Consider the following 22,665-nt stretch of genomic DNA (forward strand, 5'->3'; position numbering starts at 1 on the left):
ATTAACGTTTAGGAGCATATGATATAAATGGTTGTTTTAATTCCTAATCAAGTAATAAAGAAACATTCCATAAATCAAAATCACTACTATAATATTGGAGTGAATTACCACAGTGAACAATGACAGTTTCTTTATTAGGATTTATATAAATATTCTGTCCGAGATTTCCGTTTGCATAGAAATGAAAAGTGCCGTCTTTGTTTACATGACCCCACCATTGGTAATTATAATAAATTCTTTTATCACTCCTTCCGAACCATTTTGGATAAATATCTCGAGGAATTGATTTGTTTTCTTGGGTAGATTCTTGTACCCAGTTTTTTGAGATAATCTGATTACCATACCAATCTCCTTCATGAAGCATAAGTTGACCGAAACGCGCATAATCAATTGCTCTGGCAATCAAACGACTTGGCATATACTCAAAACCAGATTTTTTACTATCTAAAGAGAAGAGTGCATCGTATTCCATTATTTTTGACCATAACTTTTGCTCAAGATAATCGGATACAGTGAGATTAGTAGCTCTTTCAATAATCAATCCTAAATAACTGGTATTATAATTTGAATATTGAAAATCTTTTCCTGGTTCAGATGAAACCTCTACATCTTCAAGTAATAATTTTCGAACATTAGGATGGTAATATCCTACTGCTTCATCATGCCAAGGAGCGTGAATGTTTGTAAAGGGGATAAGATCTGTATTATATTCAAGCCCAGAGCGCATTTCAAGTAAATTTTTGATGGATATCTTTTGAAAGCGTTGATCACGTTTCAAAAGTTCAGGGATATAATTTGTGATAGGGTCCTCCACACTTTGGATGAGTCCATCATCAATGGCAGAACCAATTAAAAAAGAAATAAACGATTTTGCCATGGATTGAGAATGGAAATAGGAATCCCTGTTAAAACCATTGAAATATTTTTCATAAATAATTATATCTTTTTGTATGACAATAAGAGCGGTAGTTTGAGACTCGATAGCCCATTCTTCAAAACTTTTAAATCCAGTATTGGTTACCAGATCATCAAATAATGATTCCACATATTCCTCTTTAAACTGAGAGACAAATTTTTTAGTGTTTTTTGCTTCCCTAATCTTACGATTTTCAAAGTTTTTATAATCATAAACATCCGCTACATTCATTGTTATCAATCTATAAACGTAGGTTGGAGAAAATTTGATGGATAAAACAATTAAGGTAATCCCCAAAACTATAAAAGGTATATAAGCTATCGTTCTAAAAATACGTTTCTTAATTTTCATAAATGATATTGGCTACAGCATTTAATATTGTATTCCAATATTACAAAATGTTACCTTATTTTTTGATTTTACTGACTAAAATGATAGAAAGATCTGTGCATCGTTTGTTTCCCTCTTTGAATTTCTTTTATCATTTAGCTGCTATGAAACATATACTTTATTATCAACAGCTTTTATTTCATTATTTGTTTTAGATGATGTTCTAGATGATCCACATAATCTATCATTAAAAATCTTAGGTCAGCGAAACTATTTTTGTCCAGTTCGATTTTAAAATTCAATGTTTGTTCTGTTTGAACCTTTATGATGTTCAGAATTCTAATATTGATTGAATTCCAAAGTTTTACAATCTCTTCGGTATCTGAATTTTGATAGTCATTTGCCTTTACTAATTCATCTTGATTGTATTTTCTTATTGGATAAGGTTTGTTCTCAAATTGAATTTCCGTAAATCTCTGGAGATTGTTAATTGCAGAGTCAATTAAATGCCCCAAAATTTCTTTCTTTGACCACTTTTCAGTAGATTCTTTTTGGCTTAATTCCAATTCAGATGATTGGAGTATATATTCCGATCCTTTTCTTAGTAATTGTTCAAGTTTATTGGTTGTTTCGGTCATTTTTTAAATTATTGCTGACGTCTAGTTATATTTTAGTCGTATAACGTATCCCATAGTTTTTTATTCAATTTTAAATGCCCTCATAACAGGTAAAGCTTTATTATCAAAGTCAAATAATGCTTGATTTTCCCAAGGGGAAGCCTCTGTAGATTGATTTCCTTTCCAAGCGATTAATTCAGCTCCCCAATAACAAAAACCTATTCCGTTTTCTAATTCTTTTGTCAATGTTTTTATTTGTGTTATAAAATTTCTTTGACCTTCGGTAGTTGCTGGATATTCTGGCAGGATTAGTTGTTCGTCTAGTCCTACGATATTATTTGTCCAATCATTCCATTCAAGCGTAAAAGGATATGCTGTTTCAGCAATAACGATTTTTTTATCATAAGAACTGCTCAAATCCTGCATTGCAGTTGTAAGAGTGTTTAATGACTTTCCATGCCAGATGGGATAATAGGATAAACCAATAATATCATAGTCTAAAATACTTACTTGATCATAAAACCAATCAGCACCTTCAATGCCAGCAAAATGCAAGATGATTTCAGTATCATTAGAATTTGTTCTTACTGCGGCAATTGCCGTATCCATTAGCTCTTTAAATTGCTGAAAATTATCTGAAATATGACCATATGAGTGAAGAAAACCGTGATTTATTTCATTACCAATCTGTATATAATCAGGTTGTAATTCGGTAATAACTTGTTCTGTATAGTTATATACTATCTCTTTTAATTGTGAAAAATTAGTTCCTTCCCATTGTTTAGGTATTTCCTGATGAGCAGGGTCTGCCCAAGTATCCGAATAATGAAGCGTCAACCAAACTTTGAAACCATTGGTTTTTAATGTTTTGGAAAACTGTTTTACTTCATTAAATCCGGAGTGCTCATTACTTGGATTTACCCAAAGCCTTACTCTAATTGTATTTATTCCATTATCTTTTAGTATTGTTAAGAAATCGTTTTGATTTCCTTTCAAATCATAGAAGGTAGGATTTGAATTTGATATTTCTGGATAGCTTGAAATGTCAACAGCAGAAATGAATGTAGAACTTTCATCTTCAGAAGTTGGTACATTTACCTCCTCTTTATTACAAGAAATAAGAACCAAAAAAGCAATTAGTATTTGTAATGTTCTATTCATTTTTTAGATCACTGTAAAAAGTATTTTGTATGATTTCGTTGTATGTTCCCGTAACTAAATTAGTAAATACTAATCAAATTGAAAATTTAAAGGACTTTCTTAACTAAGTTACAACTACGTAAACAAGTATATATTGATGTGTCATCATACTCTTATTCCTTTTGGAACTTTATGTAATAAGGATATGCGTAATACTCTCTTTCTGAAGCAGCCAAGGCAACTACAATCCCAGATAAAATGTTCCCTTCTTTTATTAACTTTAAAGAAAGAAATTGACTGAATTCATGTCTTATATCTTCTGAAGGTAGATCACCTGGATACATACCCAAAAAGGAATTCTTATTTACCAGTCCCATTGCTAAAAATGTTTTATTGGGTATAGGATTATTTTGAGTAAAATAGGATTGATAGGTATAGTCTAAATAATCCATTATAATGTCTCCATTATCCTTAAACGTTAGGGTACAAGGGATACTTAGAGCATCTATTTTTATGTCACCTTTCCATTTTCCGAAATAAGATGGGTTAGAAGTATAACTGGTATAATCTGCTACAGGATTAATAGGTGCGGGATGATATTCAGGAAGCACAATTTTACTTAACATATTTGTGATTTTTTGACAAAAAGTTGGGTTATACACGTTTTGTATAACAGCAATGGCGATATCTTCATCTGGAATCAGTTTTAGCATTGAGCTTACTCCCATCATTCCACCTTCATGCCAAACAATGTTATAATTATGATCATTAGGTTTTATATTCCAACCAAAGCCATAAAATGATTCATCATAATTAGGGTATAGAACATTCTTATTTTTATAATTACGCATTAAGAGACGTTCGTTTGCGCTTAATATATTATGATCATTATTGTCTATGTGAAACATACCAAAAGAAATTAGATCATGAATACTGGAGTATACATCTCCAGCTCCTTTGGTATTGGTTTTTATTTCTGGTAATACATTTAGATTGGCATCATACTTTTTTGCTATCTGAATGTTGTTTTTATTTGATTGATGAACAAATGTGTTTTTTAAACGAAGTGGATTGAATAGTTCTTTTTCCACAAAGCTTGAAAAAGTAGTGCCACTTTGTACTTCTATTATGTAATCGAGTAAACCATAACCTAAATTCGAATATTCATATACCTGTCCTGCAGGATGAAACAAACTTCCGTATTTTTTGAATGCATTTTGAAAACTGTCTGATTTTGTAGATTCATCTCCATAATGTAACTGAAAATAGGTGCCCAATCCAGAAGTATGATTTAGTAAGTCTATCACTTTGACTTCTGAACTGATTCCATCAACTTCTTTAAATTTTAGGTCAGCCATATATTTCTCTGCAGGTGCATGAATATCAATCTTTTTTTGGTGCTGTAATAGCATCATACCAGTTGCAGTGAAAACTTTAGATACCGAAGCTAATTGATAAGAAGTAGTAACCGTAGCTTTTATTTTATGTTCCATATCAGAATAGCCAAACGCCTTCTCATAAATGATTTTGCCATTTTTTGAAACAGCTACTACTATAGAAGGAATCTCCTTAGTATTGAGTGCTGTCTGGATTTCCTTTTCAACTGGGCTAAAATCGAAATTGTTTGCGCTTTGACTAAAGCTAATGTTACAGAAAAGAATAAATAATAATAAGATTAGGTGAAAGGTTTTCATAATTTGATTTTTGAACAAACTTCGAGGAAAAAGAAGTCCAAATCGTCCAAAAACCCATTTCTGGACTTATTTATTAGCGTGTAAATTGGAAAAATAATCCTTTGGAGTCTTTTGAGTGTGTTTTTTAAAAACAGCATTAAAAGAAGATTTTGAAGCAAATCCACTATCATAGGCATGCGCCAGAAAAGTAAACTCTTTATTTTTATCCATTTCAATTCTTTTTATGAATTCTTCTACCCGATACCTATTAATGAATTCATGAAAATTTACTTTGAAATATTGATTGATTGTTCTGGATAAGAGATCTTTTTGAATTCCTGTTTTTTCTGAAAGCATTTTTAAGCTTAAATCTTGACTCAAGTAATACTTTTCTTCTGCCATTTTTTCTTTTAGATTTTCGGCAATTTGTTTGTGTTCAGATATAGTTTGTTTCGGTACTTTCTGCTGAGGTTTTAGCATTAGATTAAATCCAATTGCTTCGCTTGTAGAATTCACGTATCCTTTAAAGCCAATCCATAAGGCCATTATAGATAAAATGATATACATAGGATAGTAGTAAATGTCACTATATTTTCCTGAGAAAAGCAGCATGTCAGTGAGGCGAATCATAAACCATACAAACCAAAAAATAACAAAACTAACTATTGGTAGGTATATCCATTGCAATGATATATTCTTCGTGTAAGAAAAGCTATCGTAGATCCATTTTTTATATTTAGCTAGCACGTAAACTGATAAACACATAAAAAAAGTGGAATACATAACACCGATCCATTGTTGGATTGTAAATATAAGTTGTAGTGGGTTTTGAGAATCAAAACCTATAGCATTTGCTCCATTTCTGTAAAAGCTAGTACGATAATATATAAATTCGATCAATGCAGGAAGGAATATGAAAAGTTGTATTCTTTTAAGTTTAAATTCTGGATTTGTAACAGAAAGTGTATACAAATAGATTGCTGGACCGAGAGCATATAAGAGTTCTAATCGTAAATAAGGTATGTATTTGATGATCTGTTCATGAAGTAGGTAGTGAAAAAGAGAAAAGTTTATGGTGGCCAAGCTGAAAAAAAACAAAACTAAACCTAATAATGAATTTGCTAATCTATTTTTCTTTTTTAGGAAAAAGAGAATACTCAATATCAAAATCTGAATGGATAGTATGGTAATTAGGGTAGTTTTTATCATTAAAATTTCATTGTTTCTTCATTAATTTGAAACCATTTAAATAATTGCTCCGTATACTCGCTTTTTGACAATTCAATATTTTCTTGAATACTATTATTTTTTGTGATTTTTAGTGTATTTCCTGTTAGTGTCACTCGTCCATCGTTTATAGGCTTAGTTATCAATTTCTTTTGGGTAAAATGAGAGTTTGGATTTGTTTGATGGTAATTACACATGCCTTGAAACTCATTTAATTCTCTACTCTTTGTTGTGAATTTGTATTCAATACTTTTAATGTCTCCATTTATTTTAGAAACTGTGTACTCTCCATTTATTCCTTCGATGATGAAATTTCCTCTAGGATCTTTTTGAACTTTGTTCGGTGTAATGATTAAAGGATGAAATGTAAACTCGCCAAAACCAACATCTACTAAGTATTCATTTTGATCCAATTCGACGATTATTGCTAAATGGTCATATTCTTCACCAAAATCTTCTTTTTTACTATCATAAACTCTAGCTGATATTATTTTAGATTTAAACCCTAAGTTATTCAATAAAATTTGGAATAAACCATTCAGTTCATAGCAAAATCCTCCTCTGTTTTCAATTACTATTTTTTTATAAAATTTCGAAGCATCTAAATCAATTGATCTATTGTAATGAATATCCAGATTTTCAAAAGGAACATTCAAAAGATGTCCTTTTTGCAGTTCTTTTAGAACTTCAAGATTTGGTGTATGGTTGCCTTGATAATTAATTCGATTTAAGTATTCCTTGATGATCATTGCTTCTTTTTGAATTTCTCATTGATAATTTTCTTTTCCCATTCTTCTCCAAAAAAATCAAAATAATTTAGAGAGTAAATCCCGAGAATGATCACCCAAAAAATTAACATATAAAAAAATAAGAACCAACCTTCTGAATCTGAATCCGAATCGAGAATTGCAATAACAAAAAACATCACTAAGCTCAATATTGCTACGCCAAGGATTGTATAAAATCCCTTTACATTCTGCACATATTCTTTTTCTTTTTTGATTTGCTCTATTTCTTCTTTCTTATCAGAGTCGGTAATATTAATTTCAAAAACTGAAGCTAAGGATTTCAATGATTCTAGACCTGCATTTTCTCCATTTTCAATGCGTTGTATGGTCCTTATACTTAATCCACTCATTTCTGCTAATTGTTCTTGAGACCAATGACGCTCTAATCTCATTTTTTTTATATCTCTTAAATTAATCGTGTTAGTAGAATCCATATTATTTTGCTTTTACTGTTATTTATTATGCAAAACTAATTAGTAAGCTTTTATTGGTGTTGAAAGTTATATGACAAAGGTATGACAACAATGTGACAGGAATATGACACCATATTCTGAAAGAGATTGTTTACATTTTTAAACCCCAATTCGCGCTAAATTTTATGTTATTATTTTCTGAAGTGATAATACGAAAGAGAATATTTTAACTTAGTATAAACCTACATTTTAGCTCCATATCACACTTTGTTATCTACTTTTTACATTGTCATTTGGAATACAATATCTTGATAGACTTGTGCATTTCCTTTTTTCAAGTATTTTGTTTCCAAAGCGCCTCCCAATGCTAAAATAGGTGTAAAGGTAAATACTTCGTTTTTTTCTAAATCACCTTGTTCTGCGATTGCCTTTTTAAATAAAGTTTCTCTTAACCATTCTTCTCTATCTTCTTCATTGGTTAGAAAATCCTTAAAAAAGGACTCCAGACTCCAGACAATTGTTTCGATTTTACGATATTGAATATCTATCATACAAACATCTTCATCAGTTTCAGTTAGTTTTCGATAATAAAATAATTCGCCAAAACCACTAATTGCAAAAGGAACGTAATTTTCTACTTCTTTACCTAGCCATGTCCATAAGGAAGGTTCAAAATCTTTTGGGTTCACTAGTTCTATCAATCCATTGTTGTATTTTCCGAATCCATTTAATTTCCATAGGTCAATTAAATATTCAGGAACCTTAGCTTTGTATTCATCAATAATATTTTCTGAAACTGGTGATGTATTTTTATCTGGTTTAAAATCTGTATTAGTATTCTGCGTCGATTCACTCGTTTGAGTTGCTATGTTTTTTTTAAATATTTTTTTGAAAAAATTCATATTATATATTGTTTTTCATGATGGTAGATAGCACTTTAAAGGTCTATATCCCTTGACATGATTGGTTATTCCCCAATAAATTCTGATATAATAGCATTTAAAGATTCAATATCCTTTTTCTTATTCAAGTTCTTATCGATATTTTTATTTCCCATATTTTGGATTTTGTATTCAGGTAATTTTTCCAGAAACATTAGAAAAACAAAAGTGTCTACTAATCTTTCTTTTAGTCCGTGCGTAAGCTTATACTTCTGAACTAAGGAATACTCCATTCCCATATGAGAGATTTCGTGAATTATAGTGTAGGCGGGATTTTTATATTTCATAAATCCACCTTCTTTGTTGGTTAATAAAGTGATTGTTCCTTCATCTGGATCATAGCTTCCTCCAGTTCCATATAATGTAAAAAGAACTTTGTATTTGTCAAATGTTTTAAACGTCCAATCCCATTGACTTTTTTCAGAATCTATGGTATTAACAAAACCATTCAGTAGATCTATCTGATTTTCTACTTTTTGCTTTGCTTGTTCATAGTTTTGAAGGTTGAAAAACTTGGTTTCTAGAAGTGTATAGATAGCAGAAAAATCTTCGTTTCCAAAAGTGCCATTTTTTGATTTTGTTATCAATGAATCAATCAAAGAATCTTTTGGTAGATTTATGTTATATCCTTGTTTTTCAAAAAAGGTGATGTCATTTATAGTGCTCCAAACCGAAGAAGCTTCCTGTTGTATAGTGGGTTGAACTATTTCAATTCGGGAAATTTGTTTTTGTGATTTACAGTTTACACTGACGATCAAAAAACCAATAAGAAATAATTTGGTCAATYTCATTTTGCTATTATTTGCCATAATGTTAAATATATGGCAAGTAGCTCAAAAAACAAGTGATTATTTTGGATTCAGTTGTAATTCAAATGTTTTTCGTTTTTGTTTCTTAAAGATTTACTTGATTCGTAATATACCTGTCACTTTATTAATATCAAATCCTAAGCTGATATCCTTACCTTGTTCATTTGAAATAGTTAAAGGATTGTAGTAATCAAATTCTGCTCCCAATTCTAATTCTAACCCGTTATCGTCAATATCATTATTATTATCAAGAATTAGAATATCTCCAAAGTCATACAATAAATGAATCTTTTTATCGCTATAATATTCTTTACTATTGGCATTATGTAACCCTTTTTGTTTAACTTTTTTCAGAGATATTTTTTTAGATTTTTCGAAATCAGAAATCGACATTATTTTATTGATTTTAAAAGAGTCTATATTGATGGAGTAAAAATCATATTCATTCTTAAGAACACTGTTTTTTATTTCATCTAATTGTTTTTCATTCGTATCAGATTGAAACACTTCATCCCAAAACTTGATTTGTTCATAATAAGAATCCTCAGGACTTGGTTCTACTATTTTAGTTTTAAACTCTATAATCTGATCTTTAGTAAGAACGCAAAATCCATATTCTATTTTCATTGGACTGTAAGCGCCCATTTCATTTTTTGTAAAACGAGTTTTGCAAAGTATTTCACCTTTTTCGTTAATTGAAATTGGTTTAATTTCCGCATGGACATAGGAAGGACCTGTTGAACTGGCCATTGATACAAACAATACTAGTAATACTGTTAGGCATAAGATAATTGTCCCTCTAAATTTCATTTACATAAGATTTTAATCAAACAGAACATCTGTTTTCAAATTGAGTTTGCGGCTATAAATGTTATAAGGAATATACAACTTGTCGAGGGGAACTTTATTTCAATATATTTTCTTTGATCAAAACATCCGCGATATCGTTTGCCTTTTGTGATGCCTCTCCCGAACCTAGATTAGAGAGAACAATTATTGAAATATTTTGATCTGGAAATCTTAGAATTTGAGAACTTATTCCATAATCGCCGCCTTCCCAAGCTACGAATTTTCTGTTTTTGTAATTTCCAAAATATAATCCAAAAGCTTGGTTGTTTCTGCCATGTTTAAATTTTAATGTTWTATGCATTAATTCATAAAATTCTTCCCCTCCAAATTCCTTGGTTTCCATATTAGAAGTCCATTTAAGTAGGTCATCTATAGTAGAAACGACTCCACTACCACCGTAATGGGGCGAATTTCTTGGGTGCTGTATATATTTACCTTCATTTTTAAATTTGAAACCTTGTTCTGCATAGGCATCTAGATACAGTTTATTCCTTAGATTGTATGGAGTTACTCTATTTTTTATAACACTTGTAATATCATCATTTATCAAAGTATTGTTCATATGTAAGGGAGCAAATAGTCTTATCTTCATGAAGTCGCTAAATGATTGCCCGCTGATCTTTTCTACAATTTTGGTTAACAGCATAAAATTGACATTACTATAATCCCATTTCTCTCCAGGTTTGAATAGTAAATTGTCTTCTGAGATTGATGTTTTTATACATTCATCAATGTCAAAATAATTAAAAGTTACCCAGGATTTATCATTTTTTCTTTTCAATCTATGGTAATCCGTAAGTCCACTTGTATTGTACATAAGATGCTTAATTCGAAGCGTATCAGAAAATTTTTTAAGCTCTGGAATATAGTCGGATACTACAGTTTCTAAAGAAATTTTTTCTTCTAGAATTAGTAGCGCAATACTAGCTGCTGTAAACTGTTTAGAAACTGAAGCTATACTGAATGAAGAACTTGTATTAATTGGTAGGTTATAGTCTAAATTTGCTGCACCATACCCTTTCTTATATAGTGTAGTACCATTTTTTGAAATACCAATTGCATATCCTGGTGAATCCAAATTATCGAATTGGGAAAATATAGAATCAATTTGACTGTTTGGTGTGTCAGAGATACTTTGACTTAACTTTTTCTGTTTGCAACTTAATAGCATAAATACAGAAAGTGTTATTATAATTAGTTTTTTCATTTAGATTTTAATTGATGAACTTTTTGGTTTAACACAGACATTAAATATAAAAAAACATTTATTGCTGATCTATATAGATAGTTAGGCAATGTGTTTTTTAACATCAAGCTGGCATAATAACCACCAAATCCCGAGCTATTGCTTATGGCAGAGTAAATTTTCTTGTAAGTTTTGGTTGAGTAATGAATCCAATTCTTTGGGTATCTTTTGGTCCACTTCAGATGTATTTATTATTGATGGAATTAAATTTGTGTTTACCGATAGAGAAGTTGAAATAGCTTGAATGGTATCGGTTCCACCCGATAATTGTCCGGTCATTGATTTTGATGCGTTGATTTTTATTTTATCAAGATTTGATTTGAATAGCTTTTGTTTTCATATCTTCATCAACATCTCTTGTATATTGCATTTACCTGACCAAGGTGGTATATGCAATATACAGTTTGTTGCAAGATGTTTTATTTCTTGTTTTTAGTTAACATATTTGTACAGTTTTTTACTCTCTCCTTTATACTGTACTTATCTTATATGTTCAACAGAAAAACGGACACGCACATCTACTCCAGTAAATTCTGTAAGTCGAAAATCAAATACAACTGGATTATTTTCATTAGATACAGTACTAAACACCCTGACAAATTGTGATCTTAACTCATTTCCTAAATAATCGTCGATATTACCGTCTGGATCTCTATCATACATTTGCGTATAAAACCTAAATTCGGCTCCGTCTCTTAATTCATCCTCGGTTAGCGTGAATGTATGCTCAGAACCTTCTGAGTTTATTAAAAATTCTTGTGCGCCCACAGACTCAAAAAAGTCACGATTTCGATCCCATAAAATATGCTCTACAGTGTTGTCGCCAATAGCTAAAGTTGTACTTATTCGGCCATAGAGTTCTAAGGCTTCTCCTTCTGTATCAGGAAATTGTCTCGCGACGATTGAAACTGCTTTTACTTTAAAAGATTCCGTTTGAGGCTCTGGTGTACTATCATCAATACTACAAGAAATGGTTAGTGAGAATAGAGATAAAACGATAGTTGTGAATTTTAATTTTTTCATAATATTTGGTTTTTGGATTCAACGTCGTAAACCTATTTCAAAACGCGAGCTATGCCTAATTTTCACTATGGACAAACTATGGACAGCTAAGAAAATGATTAAAACTTATAGGATAGTTTTTGTTTTGAGCCACTGTTTTTTTTAGATACTTACATATAGTAGGATGATTTGGTTATTCCATTCATATGACAATTTGATGTTATTATATAACACTAGAAATAAGTTCAAGGTAAATGCCTAGTCGTCATTAATCAAAGTTTAGAAGAATCATTATTCCGAATACTTTATTACCAGTCTTTTTTGCGAATTCTATAGTTACATTTGGTTGGTGAAGACATAACTTAAGAGGTAGGAGAGTGCAAGCGATTACTTATGAACTGAGTTTTGGTTAGTACTGTTATAATTCTCAATTATTTTTAATCCAAAATCACTCACTTTTTTCCATTTAGTATATTCAATCGGTTCTTTTGATTTTGTTGGTCCTTTTGTAATCCACATAATCAATTTTATCATTATTCTATCTAAAAAAGAATAAGAATTGTAGTCCAATTTTCCGGCAAAGACTTCCAGAAAATCTGCTTTCCATTCAATTTCTTCTAAAAATTTAATCATATATGGATTTGTACTGGACGAATTCTTATCTTCTTTTCTTGCTACGAGGTTTACAGAAAAAAAGGCAGTTTGAATTTCATTAAGTTTATCCATGTTATTCAAAATAAACTCTGAAACCTTAGTATTATGTTTGCCATATCTAATGCTTGCTCCAATGATAAGTGTATGGTATTGTAATACATTACTATTAAACGTATCAATTGAGCACAGTTCTGTTTGTATTTGTTCTTTTTCGAAAATTGAATTCAATTTTTCGCAAATCTTTTTGGTCTGCCCATCAACAGAGGAATAAACTATTGCAATCTTTTTACTCATTCTTTCGAAATTACTACTTTTCTCTTTATTAAAGAGTCGTTCTCTAAACTTTCTAAAAGATAGGTTGCAACACTTTTTCTGCTAATTAGAATACTTGGTTTAGGCTTATTGTCAAAAGTTTCTTTGACTTGTTCTATTCGTTTAGAATTGGTTAATCCTACAGGTCTTACAATTGTCCAATTAGCATTGGAGTTGGATATTATTTTTTCTTGTTTTTCATGGTCTTTGTATGCAATTCCGATGTTACTGTTATCAATAAACCACTTAAACCATTTGGGGATGTCTTTTTTTGTTTCGGCAACGCCCCAAGCCGAACATATTGAAATTCGTTTTATATTATATTCTTTTGCAATTGGAACAAGTTTGGCCATTACCTCTGAAAGATAAGTTTTCGGTGTTCTTAAACTAGACCAAGGAAAGTCTGATTTTCTGGAAATATTTAAAACGCTTATCACACCATCGCAACCAGCCATCGCTCTATATAAATCCTCTTTGTTGTTTGGATCACCCTCAAAAATAGTTAATCCATCCTTTTGCGCAATCCGTTCTGATTTTCGTGCTAGGCAATGCACTTGATAACCTTTTTCTAATGCAATAGTAAGAACTAATTTTCCTGTTCTTCCTGTTGCTCCAAGTAATAGTATCTTCATTTTAAATAGTAAACATAATGCTAAAAACATGAATCAGATCTGAGAAAACATACTCGAACCAATTGATCTAATCGTATATTTTTATTTCTTGTTGAATTTACAAAAACGATGTTTGTTTCTACGTTTTGATCGCTATTTTTAATATACTTTACTGTAGTTCGTTTTATTTATATGAATTCTCAATATCTAACAAGAGTTTGTCGAGTTTTTTTCGATTCAACCATTGTCCCCTAATCATTACTCCTAATATAGTTTTAGTATTGCTAATGTCATTTAATGGATTTTTGTCTAGCAAAACCAAATCGGCTAGTTTTCCTTCAGTGATAGTTCCTGATTGAGAAATTGTGTTTAAATAGCGTGCTGGAATTACAGTTGCTGTTTTTAGTGTTTCATATGTTGAAAGCCCTGAACTGTTTATTAATTCTAATTCATGATGAATTGAAAAACCTGGAAGGAATAAACCATAAGTATCACTTCCAGCCATTAATGGTACCCCATTTTGGTGTAATAACAAAGTGAATTCTTTTTGCCATTCTAGTTCATTTTGTAGTCTAGTTAAAGATTTTTGAGTAGTAAACCATGGAAGAATTCTGTAGTTGATTCTATTGGATTTCCAATAATCTGAATAGTGTTTTGGAAGATACTTAATATTTTTATCTGCATTGAGTTTGATTGATTTTTCTTTATCCGCATAGCGTATAATCATCTCAAAGATTCCAAGGGTTGGTGATACGTAGATTCCACTTGTTTTTATTTCTTTTGCTGCTTTTTGTAAATATTTAATAGAGTTTTTTTCTTCTTTTGAAAAAATGTTCATGAACTCTTCTATATGAGCGATAGACTTAATTCTAAGGGAATACTCTAAAGGTAATTCTCTTTGGCCATGACCAACAATTTTTATATTTTCTTTTTGTGCTTTTTCTAAAAGTGTTAAATAGGTCTTTTTAGGTAAGTTGTCAGCAAGTTTTAAAAAATCATACCCTCTTTTTTTATGATATTGTATAATCGTATCAACAGACTTAATATGTTTAAAATGATCTCTTTTAAGGTATGGACCCGTTGTATAATAATGAGGTGAAAGAAATAAATTGTTTCGAGCTTTTTGTCTTATTTCTATATGATCTTGTCCTTGGTACTCTGCCATGTTTCTTGTAGACGTTATTCCATTTGCAATTAAAAGTTTGAACTCGTTTTCGACATTATTTTGCAAATGATAATGCGTTTCAACTAAACCTGGAATTAAGTATTTGCCAGAAGCGGATATTGAAATATCTATAGAATCAGTTCTAGGGTAAGAAGCTGATTCAATTTTTGATATTTTTCCATTGATTATAATTACCCTTTGATTTTTAATTATTGTATCAGTATGCATGGGAATTATATTGACATTCTCAAAAGAGAATGTTCTTGCTTGGGCAATACATGATGAGCTTATGAATGAAATTAATAGTATTAAATAACTTTTTAGTGTACGCATTTTAATTGATTTTGAAATTCTCAACAAACGTACATTTCAAATGGCTAGGAGTAGTTCAGTAATCTTTACTTTTGACAATATAGAACCTATTTATCCTTATATTCTTTAGGCGTTAGGCCTGTCTGCTTTTTAAAGTTTGTGTAGAAAGATGTTTTAGAGTTAAATCCACATTCTAGACCAATAGAAAGTAAATTGTAATTATCAAACTTAGGGTTCTTAAGCATTTTTTGTACATCTCTTATTCTGTAATGGTTGATAAGATCTGAAAAACTACCTGATGTATTTTCTTTTATAATTTGAGAAAGATATCCATTACTAATTTCTAATTTTTGCGCAGCATCATCCCTACTTAAATTTGGGTTATGATGGATTTTTTCTTCTTCAATTAAGAGGATGAGCTTTTTGAAATGTGAATTTTTAGAATTCGTATTAGCTGATGATTTGTTTTTCTCTGATTTAGCTATTGTCCTAATTTCATATCTGTCATTCGACAATTTAAATTGATACATTCCTTTATAAACCAGCCAATAAATAAAAATTGAACTGAACATCCATAAATAGGTTAGTGGCAATTTTTCTGAAAAAATAAATCGGTAAAATTCTAAACTTAGACCAAATAAAAGAATGATAGAAAGGTAAATCCAAAGCTGTTTTAACCATTTTTTAATGATGTTATCTTTGTGGGTAACAACAAATCTATGCGAGAGAATAATTGTATAAATTGGAAAAATAACGGATAATAAACTAACTCCTTTATAAAATTGGCTAATATTATTATTAATCAATTCGGGTAAACCGTATAAATTGAATATAGTACTCAATGATATGAAAATATTACAGGCACTAAGTACAAAGAAAGGTATATATAAGTATTTGTGGTTTGATGTTTTTTTAGATGAATTATTCGATGTTTTTTGGAAAAACTGTAGTAAAGTTACAGGGTATAGAAATTGCCAAAGAAATAAATCTAGAATACTAATTACCTTAGGATTTATACCTATGTCCCAAAACCAATTATTGATACCAACTATAGCAATAATAAATAAAGTAAGTCCTAAGAATCTATTATGGCTGCTTCTGAAAAACTTGGAAAAAAGAATTACAAAGCTTAATACAAAGCAATGAAAGACTGCTATAAGTGAAATAATTTCTAAGAAAGGGATTTGAATCGATGACAAAATTCTAGATGATATCTTAGTTAGTATTTAAGTAATAGTGATAACGTTTCATATATGTGTCCTGTATGGGCAAAATGTTATGCTATTTTCGATAAAGACTGCACATAGGAGTTTTTTTAATCGTCAGGATTCTTTTCTAAGCATTGATTGAACTTTCTTAAATATATAACAACCGTTCGATTGATCATATTGATATGATGTTACCTATATATAGTTTGTTAAAGTTGTTATTTTTTTAATGCAATTTTGAGTTTTTCAAATTCTTCCCATTTGTTTCCAAAACTTCTAAAACTAATATCGATTCTTTTAAAATTGTAATCAGTTTTTTCACTCCAATCTAGTTTCACTCCATATTCGTTATCTGCATGAGTAACCATTTCATATTTTAAACTGTTTTCTAAAACTTTATGTAGGTATTGAACAATAAATTGAACTTTTTGTTCACTTATTTCAAAAGAACTTTCTGAAACTATGTTATCACGATTTTTGTATCCTTGAGGGCTACAAGTAGTTTCAAAAATGGTTAAAAATCCCATTATTTTTTTATCAATTCTTTTAATATTTAGCTTTTCTTGATGCCCACCAAATTCTCCACAATCTGTCAAATAAGCACTAAGTGTCAATACATATTTGTTTTCAATTCCGCCAAGAGAATGCTTCTGCAAATAGTCAAAATAGTTTTCTTTTTTTTGAGCAAATAAGAAGAAAGGTGCTCCTAATATCAAAATAAAAAATAAATTTAATCTCATAGATTTTGTTGAATTATTGCCCATATTTCATTTTAAATCTTTTAGGACAGCAGGTTGATTTAAAATCTCTCTATCTTTTTTATTTACTACCAAGTTGAATGGAGGTGTTTCGTTAGCCCTCAAAACATTTACGTAAACTATATAGCTATACACTCCATTCTTAAATATGAAATGGTGATTTCCACCAGTTCCATCTGGAGTCCATTTTCCATTGTTAATGACTAAATCAGGTTTCTTTGATATATCAGATTTTTTTGACCAAGAAGCATATCGATACTTATGGTTTTCTAAAAGATCAATTCGCACGATAAACTTATCAGTTTCAATAGTATGAACCGGCTTTTTAAATTTTTTCAGATCAGGATAGAGTAATCCTTTTTCGTACTCAATCCATTTTTTTTCAATTGCTTTTTCTTTGTCTGTTGTATGATTTKAGGTTATAAATCTACCATCATAATCTAACCAAATAACGCCATGACGAAGCATAATTCCTCTCCATCCGGYATCAGACCAATCTTCTTTGATGTTGGAACTTGTTATTAATGAAATCAAACTATCATCAAATATTTCTGAATAACGATTCTTTAATTCTTGTTTGTTGTTTATTGAAGGTATCGGATAAGGTCGTTGAATCGGATAGGATACAATTGAGTCAAGTTTATCGATATCTGTATTCTTTATACAGTCTACAAAATACTTTACCACAACTTCATATTCGGGTTTCGATAACTGCGAGTAACTATAGGTCAAACCAAAAGTAAAAAGCAACGTTGTTAATATTGTTTTAATCATTTTCTTATTATGTCAATAGTTTATATAAGGAACGTTTAATGTTTTTTACACTTTATTATGGCTAGTTATTTTTTCTATTGTTTTCATTCCCCATTCATTCATTTCCTTCAATATAGGTAAAAGTTCTTTACCAAATTCAGTTAATTTATATTCAACGCGTAGTGGGACTTCATCAAAAACCTCTTTTTGGATTATTCCATCTGTTTCCATTTCCCTTATCGTTGCGGATAACATTTTATCGCTTATCAAGGGTAATACTTGTTTTAATAATTTAAAGCGAATATACCCTTGATTGATCTTCCATAATACTGCAGGTTTCCATCTTTTGCCTATAAACCGCAATGTTGTGATAAACGGACAATCATATTCCAAGAATTTTTCATTTTCAAAATTTGTCGATGTTATTTTTCTCATACTTACTAAATTGTTAGTAGATTACCATTTGGTAGTTAAAAAGCAAATCTACAGTTTTGATAAAGAATTTAAAAATGAAGAATTATGAATATTAGTTTCGTTGGTGCTGGAAACGTAGCATCAAATCTTGGGAATTTATTTACTAATGCAGGTCATACCGTTAAATACGGCACGCAAAATCCTAAAGAAAGTCAATTGTCTATTGCCGATGCTTGTGCATTTGGTGACATTGTTTGTTTTGCAATACCTTATTCGGCAATGAATTCCGTTTTAACTGGTAATATGGAAGTACTAGAGAACAAAATTGTAGTTGATATTACTAATGCTATAAATATCGAAGATTGGTCTCCTTTGTTTTTAGGTGAAGATAGTGGTGGTGAACAAACTGCAAGGTTATTACCTAAAAGTAAAGTTGTGAAAGCATTTAATACCATTTTTGCTGATGTAATGAAAACAGATAAACAATTATTTAATGATCAAAAGTTAACAGCATTTATTGCTTCTGATCATAAAGATGCATCAATTATTATTAAAAGATTAGCGGATGAAGTTGGTTTTGATGGTTGTGTCGTTGGCGGAATTAAAAATGCTCGTCATTTAGAGTCAATAGCGCATTTGAACATAGCCATTGCAATGGGTGGAGGCGGAACAGACGCGGGTTTTACTTACTTTCAACGAAAAGCCTAAATGAAATCTTTAATTATTATAATATTTACAAATAGTTTTTTGATGGCACAACAACCCACTATGAAAGTATGGACAGATGCTTGGCAAGAAGCAAATCCTAAAACTTTTAAAAACGTATATGCTAAAAATGCTGTAATATTTCCCCCCAATAAGCCTGCGGTTCAAACCAATAGAAATATTCTTGATTTTATGAGAGGTGGTTTAGGAAAAGTAGATGTTATTTTCGAACGAGATAGTTTGATAATAAATGAAAAGTTAGCCTTTGAATATGGCACCTTTAAGGATGTAGAATTAAAAACTGTAAAAATACTTGGTAAAGGAAAATATTCCGTTACTTGGATTTTGGAAAATGAACAATGGAAGGTGTTATGTCATACTTGGTCAATGCCTTACAAGAACTGATGAGTTTATTAATTCATTGTTTAAAAAAAGAGAAACCGCTCGTTATTTTCTATGCGCGGTTTTTCTCCCTGATTCGATAAAAAAGCAATCCATTTACTATCTGGTGACCACTTTGGATTACTACTATTGCCTTTTAAGTTATTTGTAATTTGAAATGGAGTTTCTCTGTCTTTAGAAATCCACAATTCTCTATCATATCTATTTTCTTTCCAATCTACGGATTGTGATATGAATAATACATGTTTACCATTAGGAGAAATCAGTACATTAGATACAGATCTTAATGAAATTATATCTTCAAATGAGTTTTTTTTAAGTCTGTCCAAAAGAGTAATTTATAAAGAGAACAACGGAAATAATTAGAATTTTCCTTTTCATGATATTTTTTTACAAGTTATACGCTAAATAATTGAATCAAATTGTTTGTGTTTTTTCATATCATATTGTGCGATCGGCTTTTTATTTTAGTGGTTTCCATTTTCCTTTTTTTAAAAACATATTACTAAATTTTGGAGAATGGAAGACTACATAAAAGCTCCATGCACTTCTGTAGGTCGTAGGATTACTTGTTAGAACATGGGTTGTTGGTTGTTCCATATCAATAATAAGCCTTGCAGATTTATAAATATATGGGTTCGTAGTTTTTATCTTTCCTTTATATGTTTTTATAATATTCTGGTTTTCTGTTTCGTAAAAGTAAATAGAATCATTTTCTTTGATTTCAAATCTAAAATGATTGTATTGCCAATCAATTTGTCGTCCTTTAAAATATTCTCGGTTAATTACATATTCACCATAATAGTCATCTTTATCTAACTCAGTTTTTGAGGTTAACCATCTAATTGTACTAGAGAATAGAACCAACCCTAAAATCCCGAGCCAAATAAATCCAATCAACTTTCCAATCGATTTTTTTCGAAATAAAAGCCAAGCTATTAATAATATTCCGGTTAATGGTAATAGGATAAAAATAAAGAATAGGTTAAAACCAAAACCCATAGCGATTTCATGTTTTTATGGCTGACGAATAACGTTTAATATAAGTGTCATAGCAGAGCAAATTGTTACCTTGTTTTTCGAGTTTTCTACACAGTGATTACTAATTTTTATTAGAGTAATTAATATTCAATTCCAAAAATAAACAGATGATGACTTTAGTTATCTAACTGTTCTGAGATCATATATTATATTGGTACAGGTTTTTATTCTTTTATATTATCGATAAACTTTTTTTCTCCTGTTATTTTGTCAATCATAATATAAAAAGGTTTATTGCCAGAACCATCACCTCTAACTTCAAAAAGTACTTTTTCATTGAGATCTTTTTTGAATTCCATATATCCGGAAAAATCATCTAAATAGACAATACCAACAGTAAATATTTTGTTATCTGTTCCATTTAGATGGATACATCGGAATAAGGAATTATGAGAATAAATCAAAGAAGAATTTTGAGTCAACGCTTTCGTTGAGTCAATAATTTCAGCGTATTGATGCTCAAATTTTTTCGCTTTTTCGATATCCTTTTCACCAATCTGACAAAAGGTGATATTTACATAAAATGTTGTCAATATTATAAAACCAAATAATTTCATCTTCTAGTTTGTAGCGATATTTTGTTTAAATACGTATTAATATTTCTTATAGTGTGCTGTGCACATTTTTAAAATCTAATTACTTTTTTAAACCATACATTTCGAGTACGACCATTTGACATTCTTAAACCTATAACTTTTCCTTCTTTATTCTTTTTAATTTCAACTATACCTATTGGCCAATCACCAGAAAAAATGTTATTGTATAGTTGTTTTAATTTTATTATTCCGTGTCTTGCGTGTTCAAGATAGATATTAAATTTATCATCTATGGAAATCGAATAAATAGTTTTTAGTTCTGGGCTATAATAATTACCAGTAAACATATTAAGGTCATCTGTATTTTTGTCCAGATTACTTTGAAGAAAGTTAAAGACTCCAGGTAAATCGTTTCCAGTTTTTATTGTCATTTGGTGCTTTTTACTATCAAATTTTATGATTGGTTTTACAGATGAACGAATCATTAAAAATGTATGCTGGTCTATTGGCACTAAAGGCCATTCGTTTTTATCAGAACTCGAATATCGTAAGGTATCATTTTTTATATAAATCTTTCTTCCAATTTTCTCTTCATCACTCCAGTAAATACCTTCAAACTCACTAAGTTTTTTATTTGATAACTTGATAAAGTTAGCAGGTGCACGAGCTACTTTTGTTGTTGTGTTCGTTAGCATATCTTTACTTCTATCTAAAATGATATCAGAAATCATATTTGCTTTAGATCTAATATTACTTCTTGAATAATTAGTTAGAATTACAATATTGAATTGTTCTTCAGGAAAAGTTCTTGCTATGGACCTAAAACCACCAACGGATCCACCATGTTGAATTACCTTTTTTCCGGAGTAATCTTCAATACGAACCCCAAATCCATAATCGGTTTTAAAACCATTGTTTAGAGGTGTTGTTAATAGTAATTTACTAAATGCTGACTCCCAATTATTCTGAGGTTTGCTAAAATTTTGTAACCAGATGTTTAGATCTCCTACAGTCGAGTGTATATTTCCAGAACCAAAATAACCCCAATATTCCGAAGCTCTTTTAAACTCTTCTTGTAAATAGTATGAAGTAGCATTATTTGTAATAATATTATCTAATGAGGTTTCAACATAAGTATGTTTCATCCCTAATGGTTTAAAAATATTTTGCTTCATCCATTCATCAAATTTTGATTGACTGATGTTTTCAATAATTTTTGCTAAAAGAATATATCCAGTATTGCTATATAAAAATTCTTCGTTAGGTTTAAAATTGAGTTCTTTTTGATTTTTAATAATTCTATAAACATCATCATTGGTTTCTAGATCTCCACTTCTCCAGCCAGCTAATCCTAATAGACCATGTAAATCTCTTAATCCACTTGTATGGTGTAATAAATAGCGTATGGTGATAGCTTTGGTAAAATTGGGCAATTCGGGGATGTATTTTCTAATATTATCATCAAAGGAAAGTTTGTTTTTCTCTTCTAATAGTACAATCCCCATTGCGGTGAATTGCTTTGAAATAGAGCCAATATTAAAGAGAGTGTTTTTTGTATTCGGAATATTGTATTCTATGTTGGCTAAACCATAGGATTTTGAAAAAATATTTTTCCCATTCTTCGATACCAATACAGAACCACCTGGATGATTAGATACATTCCAGGGAATAAAAAGACTGTCTATTTTTTGGATTTGTTGTTGACTGACTTGACCGAAAGTATTATTTGCAAAAAAGAAAATAAAGCAAATAATTAAAATGTAATTTTTTGATTGCATGATTATTTTATTTATTAGATGCAAAAGTGAATTATACATCAAAAAAAATAAAAAAATAAGCCCGT

The 22,665-nt window shown here is 30.1% G+C and carries 25 protein-coding genes and 1 pseudogene; 2 read left to right on the forward strand and 24 right to left on the reverse strand.

The features are described 5' to 3' along the window. Nucleotides 1–43 precede the first annotated feature (43 nt). The 20 genes and pseudogenes from GBO31_RS04790 to GBO31_RS04880 form a co-directional block, all read right to left on the reverse strand. Nucleotides 44–1,267, reverse strand: a complete 1,224-nt coding sequence (locus GBO31_RS04790; protein WP_219007183.1) for a serine hydrolase domain-containing protein — start codon at nucleotides 1,265–1,267, stop codon at nucleotides 44–46. Between the two features lie 173 nt (nucleotides 1,268–1,440). Continuing rightward, nucleotides 1,441–1,884 carry a DinB family protein gene (locus GBO31_RS04795; RefSeq protein WP_219007184.1) on the reverse strand — a complete coding sequence of 148 codons (444 nt, stop codon included), beginning with the start codon at nucleotides 1,882–1,884 and terminating at the stop codon, nucleotides 1,441–1,443. A 60-nt stretch (nucleotides 1,885–1,944) separates the two neighbouring features. Further along, a complete protein-coding gene (locus GBO31_RS04800; RefSeq protein WP_219007185.1) occupies nucleotides 1,945–3,024 on the reverse strand; it encodes a glycoside hydrolase family 53 protein in 1,080 nt (359 codons plus the stop codon). Between the two features lie 152 nt (nucleotides 3,025–3,176). Next, nucleotides 3,177–4,697: a serine hydrolase domain-containing protein gene (locus GBO31_RS04805; RefSeq protein WP_219007186.1), complete on the reverse strand. Its 1,521-nt coding sequence runs from the start codon at nucleotides 4,695–4,697 to the stop codon at nucleotides 3,177–3,179. A 66-nt stretch (nucleotides 4,698–4,763) separates the two neighbouring features. Beyond that, on the reverse strand, nucleotides 4,764–5,885 hold the full coding sequence (locus GBO31_RS04810) for a helix-turn-helix domain-containing protein (RefSeq protein WP_219007187.1): 1,122 nt from the start codon (nucleotides 5,883–5,885) through the stop codon (nucleotides 4,764–4,766). After that, nucleotides 5,885–6,652 carry an arylamine N-acetyltransferase family protein gene (locus GBO31_RS04815; RefSeq protein WP_246615768.1) on the reverse strand — a complete coding sequence of 256 codons (768 nt, stop codon included), beginning with the start codon at nucleotides 6,650–6,652 and terminating at the stop codon, nucleotides 5,885–5,887. Before GBO31_RS04815 ends, GBO31_RS04810 begins: the two co-directional genes overlap by 1 nt. Continuing rightward, nucleotides 6,649–7,125 (reverse strand): XRE family transcriptional regulator, encoded by a 477-nt coding sequence (locus tag GBO31_RS04820; protein ID WP_219007188.1) that lies wholly within the window; start codon nucleotides 7,123–7,125, stop codon nucleotides 6,649–6,651. Before GBO31_RS04820 ends, GBO31_RS04815 begins: the two co-directional genes overlap by 4 nt. A 260-nt stretch (nucleotides 7,126–7,385) precedes the next feature. Beyond that, the gene (locus GBO31_RS04825) at nucleotides 7,386–8,006 is read right to left on the reverse strand and encodes a T6SS immunity protein Tdi1 domain-containing protein (protein WP_219007189.1); all 621 of its coding nucleotides are present in this window, start codon (nucleotides 8,004–8,006) and stop codon (nucleotides 7,386–7,388) included. A 65-nt stretch (nucleotides 8,007–8,071) separates the two neighbouring features. Beyond that, nucleotides 8,072–8,836, reverse strand: a complete 765-nt coding sequence (locus tag GBO31_RS04830) for a hypothetical protein (RefSeq protein ID WP_219007190.1) — start codon at nucleotides 8,834–8,836, stop codon at nucleotides 8,072–8,074. Between the two features lie 111 nt (nucleotides 8,837–8,947). Further along, complete coding sequence (locus GBO31_RS04835; protein ID WP_219007191.1) at nucleotides 8,948–9,664, reverse strand: hypothetical protein; 717 nt, start codon at nucleotides 9,662–9,664, stop codon at nucleotides 8,948–8,950. A gap of 94 nt (nucleotides 9,665–9,758) precedes the next feature. After that, a complete protein-coding gene (locus tag GBO31_RS04840; protein ID WP_219007192.1) occupies nucleotides 9,759–10,910 on the reverse strand; it encodes a serine hydrolase domain-containing protein in 1,152 nt (383 codons plus the stop codon). 135 nt (nucleotides 10,911–11,045) lie between these two features. Next, nucleotides 11,046–11,267, reverse strand: a pseudogene (locus GBO31_RS27370) (hypothetical protein); the annotation flags it as partial. A gap of 162 nt (nucleotides 11,268–11,429) precedes the next feature. After that, nucleotides 11,430–11,972 (reverse strand): hypothetical protein, encoded by a 543-nt coding sequence (locus GBO31_RS04845; RefSeq protein ID WP_219007193.1) that lies wholly within the window; start codon nucleotides 11,970–11,972, stop codon nucleotides 11,430–11,432. A gap of 366 nt (nucleotides 11,973–12,338) precedes the next feature. Next, nucleotides 12,339–12,899, reverse strand: coding sequence for a menaquinone-dependent protoporphyrinogen IX dehydrogenase (hemG, locus tag GBO31_RS04850; RefSeq protein WP_219007194.1), 561 nt, complete (start codon nucleotides 12,897–12,899; stop codon nucleotides 12,339–12,341). Next, on the reverse strand, nucleotides 12,896–13,549 hold the full coding sequence (locus GBO31_RS04855; protein WP_219007195.1) for an NAD(P)-dependent oxidoreductase: 654 nt from the start codon (nucleotides 13,547–13,549) through the stop codon (nucleotides 12,896–12,898). Before GBO31_RS04855 ends, hemG begins: the two co-directional genes overlap by 4 nt. A gap of 163 nt (nucleotides 13,550–13,712) precedes the next feature. Then, entirely contained in the window at nucleotides 13,713–15,026 is a 1,314-nt protein-coding gene (locus tag GBO31_RS04860) for an amidohydrolase family protein (RefSeq protein WP_219007196.1), read from the reverse strand. An 86-nt stretch (nucleotides 15,027–15,112) separates the two neighbouring features. Then, the gene (locus GBO31_RS04865; protein WP_219007197.1) at nucleotides 15,113–15,577 is read right to left on the reverse strand and encodes a helix-turn-helix domain-containing protein; all 465 of its coding nucleotides are present in this window, start codon (nucleotides 15,575–15,577) and stop codon (nucleotides 15,113–15,115) included. Between the two features lie 854 nt (nucleotides 15,578–16,431). Next, nucleotides 16,432–16,953 (reverse strand): hypothetical protein, encoded by a 522-nt coding sequence (locus GBO31_RS04870; RefSeq protein WP_219007198.1) that lies wholly within the window; start codon nucleotides 16,951–16,953, stop codon nucleotides 16,432–16,434. Between the two features lie 27 nt (nucleotides 16,954–16,980). After that, nucleotides 16,981–17,745, reverse strand: coding sequence for a hypothetical protein (locus GBO31_RS04875; protein WP_219007199.1), 765 nt, complete (start codon nucleotides 17,743–17,745; stop codon nucleotides 16,981–16,983). Between the two features lie 45 nt (nucleotides 17,746–17,790). Then, nucleotides 17,791–18,159: a winged helix-turn-helix transcriptional regulator gene (locus tag GBO31_RS04880; RefSeq protein WP_219007200.1), complete on the reverse strand. Its 369-nt coding sequence runs from the start codon at nucleotides 18,157–18,159 to the stop codon at nucleotides 17,791–17,793. A gap of 84 nt (nucleotides 18,160–18,243) precedes the next feature. Between GBO31_RS04880 and GBO31_RS04885 the strand changes: the two genes are divergently transcribed. Beyond that, nucleotides 18,244–18,846, forward strand: coding sequence for an NADPH-dependent F420 reductase (locus GBO31_RS04885; RefSeq protein WP_219007201.1), 603 nt, complete (start codon nucleotides 18,244–18,246; stop codon nucleotides 18,844–18,846). Between the two features lie 42 nt (nucleotides 18,847–18,888). Then, nucleotides 18,889–19,248 (forward strand): nuclear transport factor 2 family protein, encoded by a 360-nt coding sequence (locus GBO31_RS04890; RefSeq protein WP_219007202.1) that lies wholly within the window; start codon nucleotides 18,889–18,891, stop codon nucleotides 19,246–19,248. A gap of 20 nt (nucleotides 19,249–19,268) precedes the next feature. On the opposite strand, the gene GBO31_RS04895 is transcribed toward GBO31_RS04890, so the two are convergent. The 4 genes from GBO31_RS04895 to GBO31_RS04910 form a co-directional block, all read right to left on the reverse strand. Beyond that, the gene (locus tag GBO31_RS04895) at nucleotides 19,269–19,574 is read right to left on the reverse strand and encodes a hypothetical protein (protein ID WP_219007203.1); all 306 of its coding nucleotides are present in this window, start codon (nucleotides 19,572–19,574) and stop codon (nucleotides 19,269–19,271) included. A 133-nt stretch (nucleotides 19,575–19,707) separates the two neighbouring features. Further along, nucleotides 19,708–20,247: a hypothetical protein gene (locus GBO31_RS04900; protein WP_219007204.1), complete on the reverse strand. Its 540-nt coding sequence runs from the start codon at nucleotides 20,245–20,247 to the stop codon at nucleotides 19,708–19,710. 203 nt (nucleotides 20,248–20,450) lie between these two features. Continuing rightward, entirely contained in the window at nucleotides 20,451–20,843 is a 393-nt protein-coding gene (locus tag GBO31_RS04905; RefSeq protein ID WP_219007205.1) for a hypothetical protein, read from the reverse strand. A 68-nt stretch (nucleotides 20,844–20,911) separates the two neighbouring features. Continuing rightward, nucleotides 20,912–22,600, reverse strand: a complete 1,689-nt coding sequence (locus GBO31_RS04910; RefSeq protein WP_219007206.1) for a serine hydrolase domain-containing protein — start codon at nucleotides 22,598–22,600, stop codon at nucleotides 20,912–20,914. Nucleotides 22,601–22,665 lie beyond the last annotated feature (65 nt).

This window comes from Aquimarina litoralis, from assembly GCF_019295435.1.
In the GTDB taxonomy this organism is placed as follows: Bacteria; Bacteroidota; Bacteroidia; order Flavobacteriales; family Flavobacteriaceae; genus Aquimarina; species Aquimarina litoralis_A.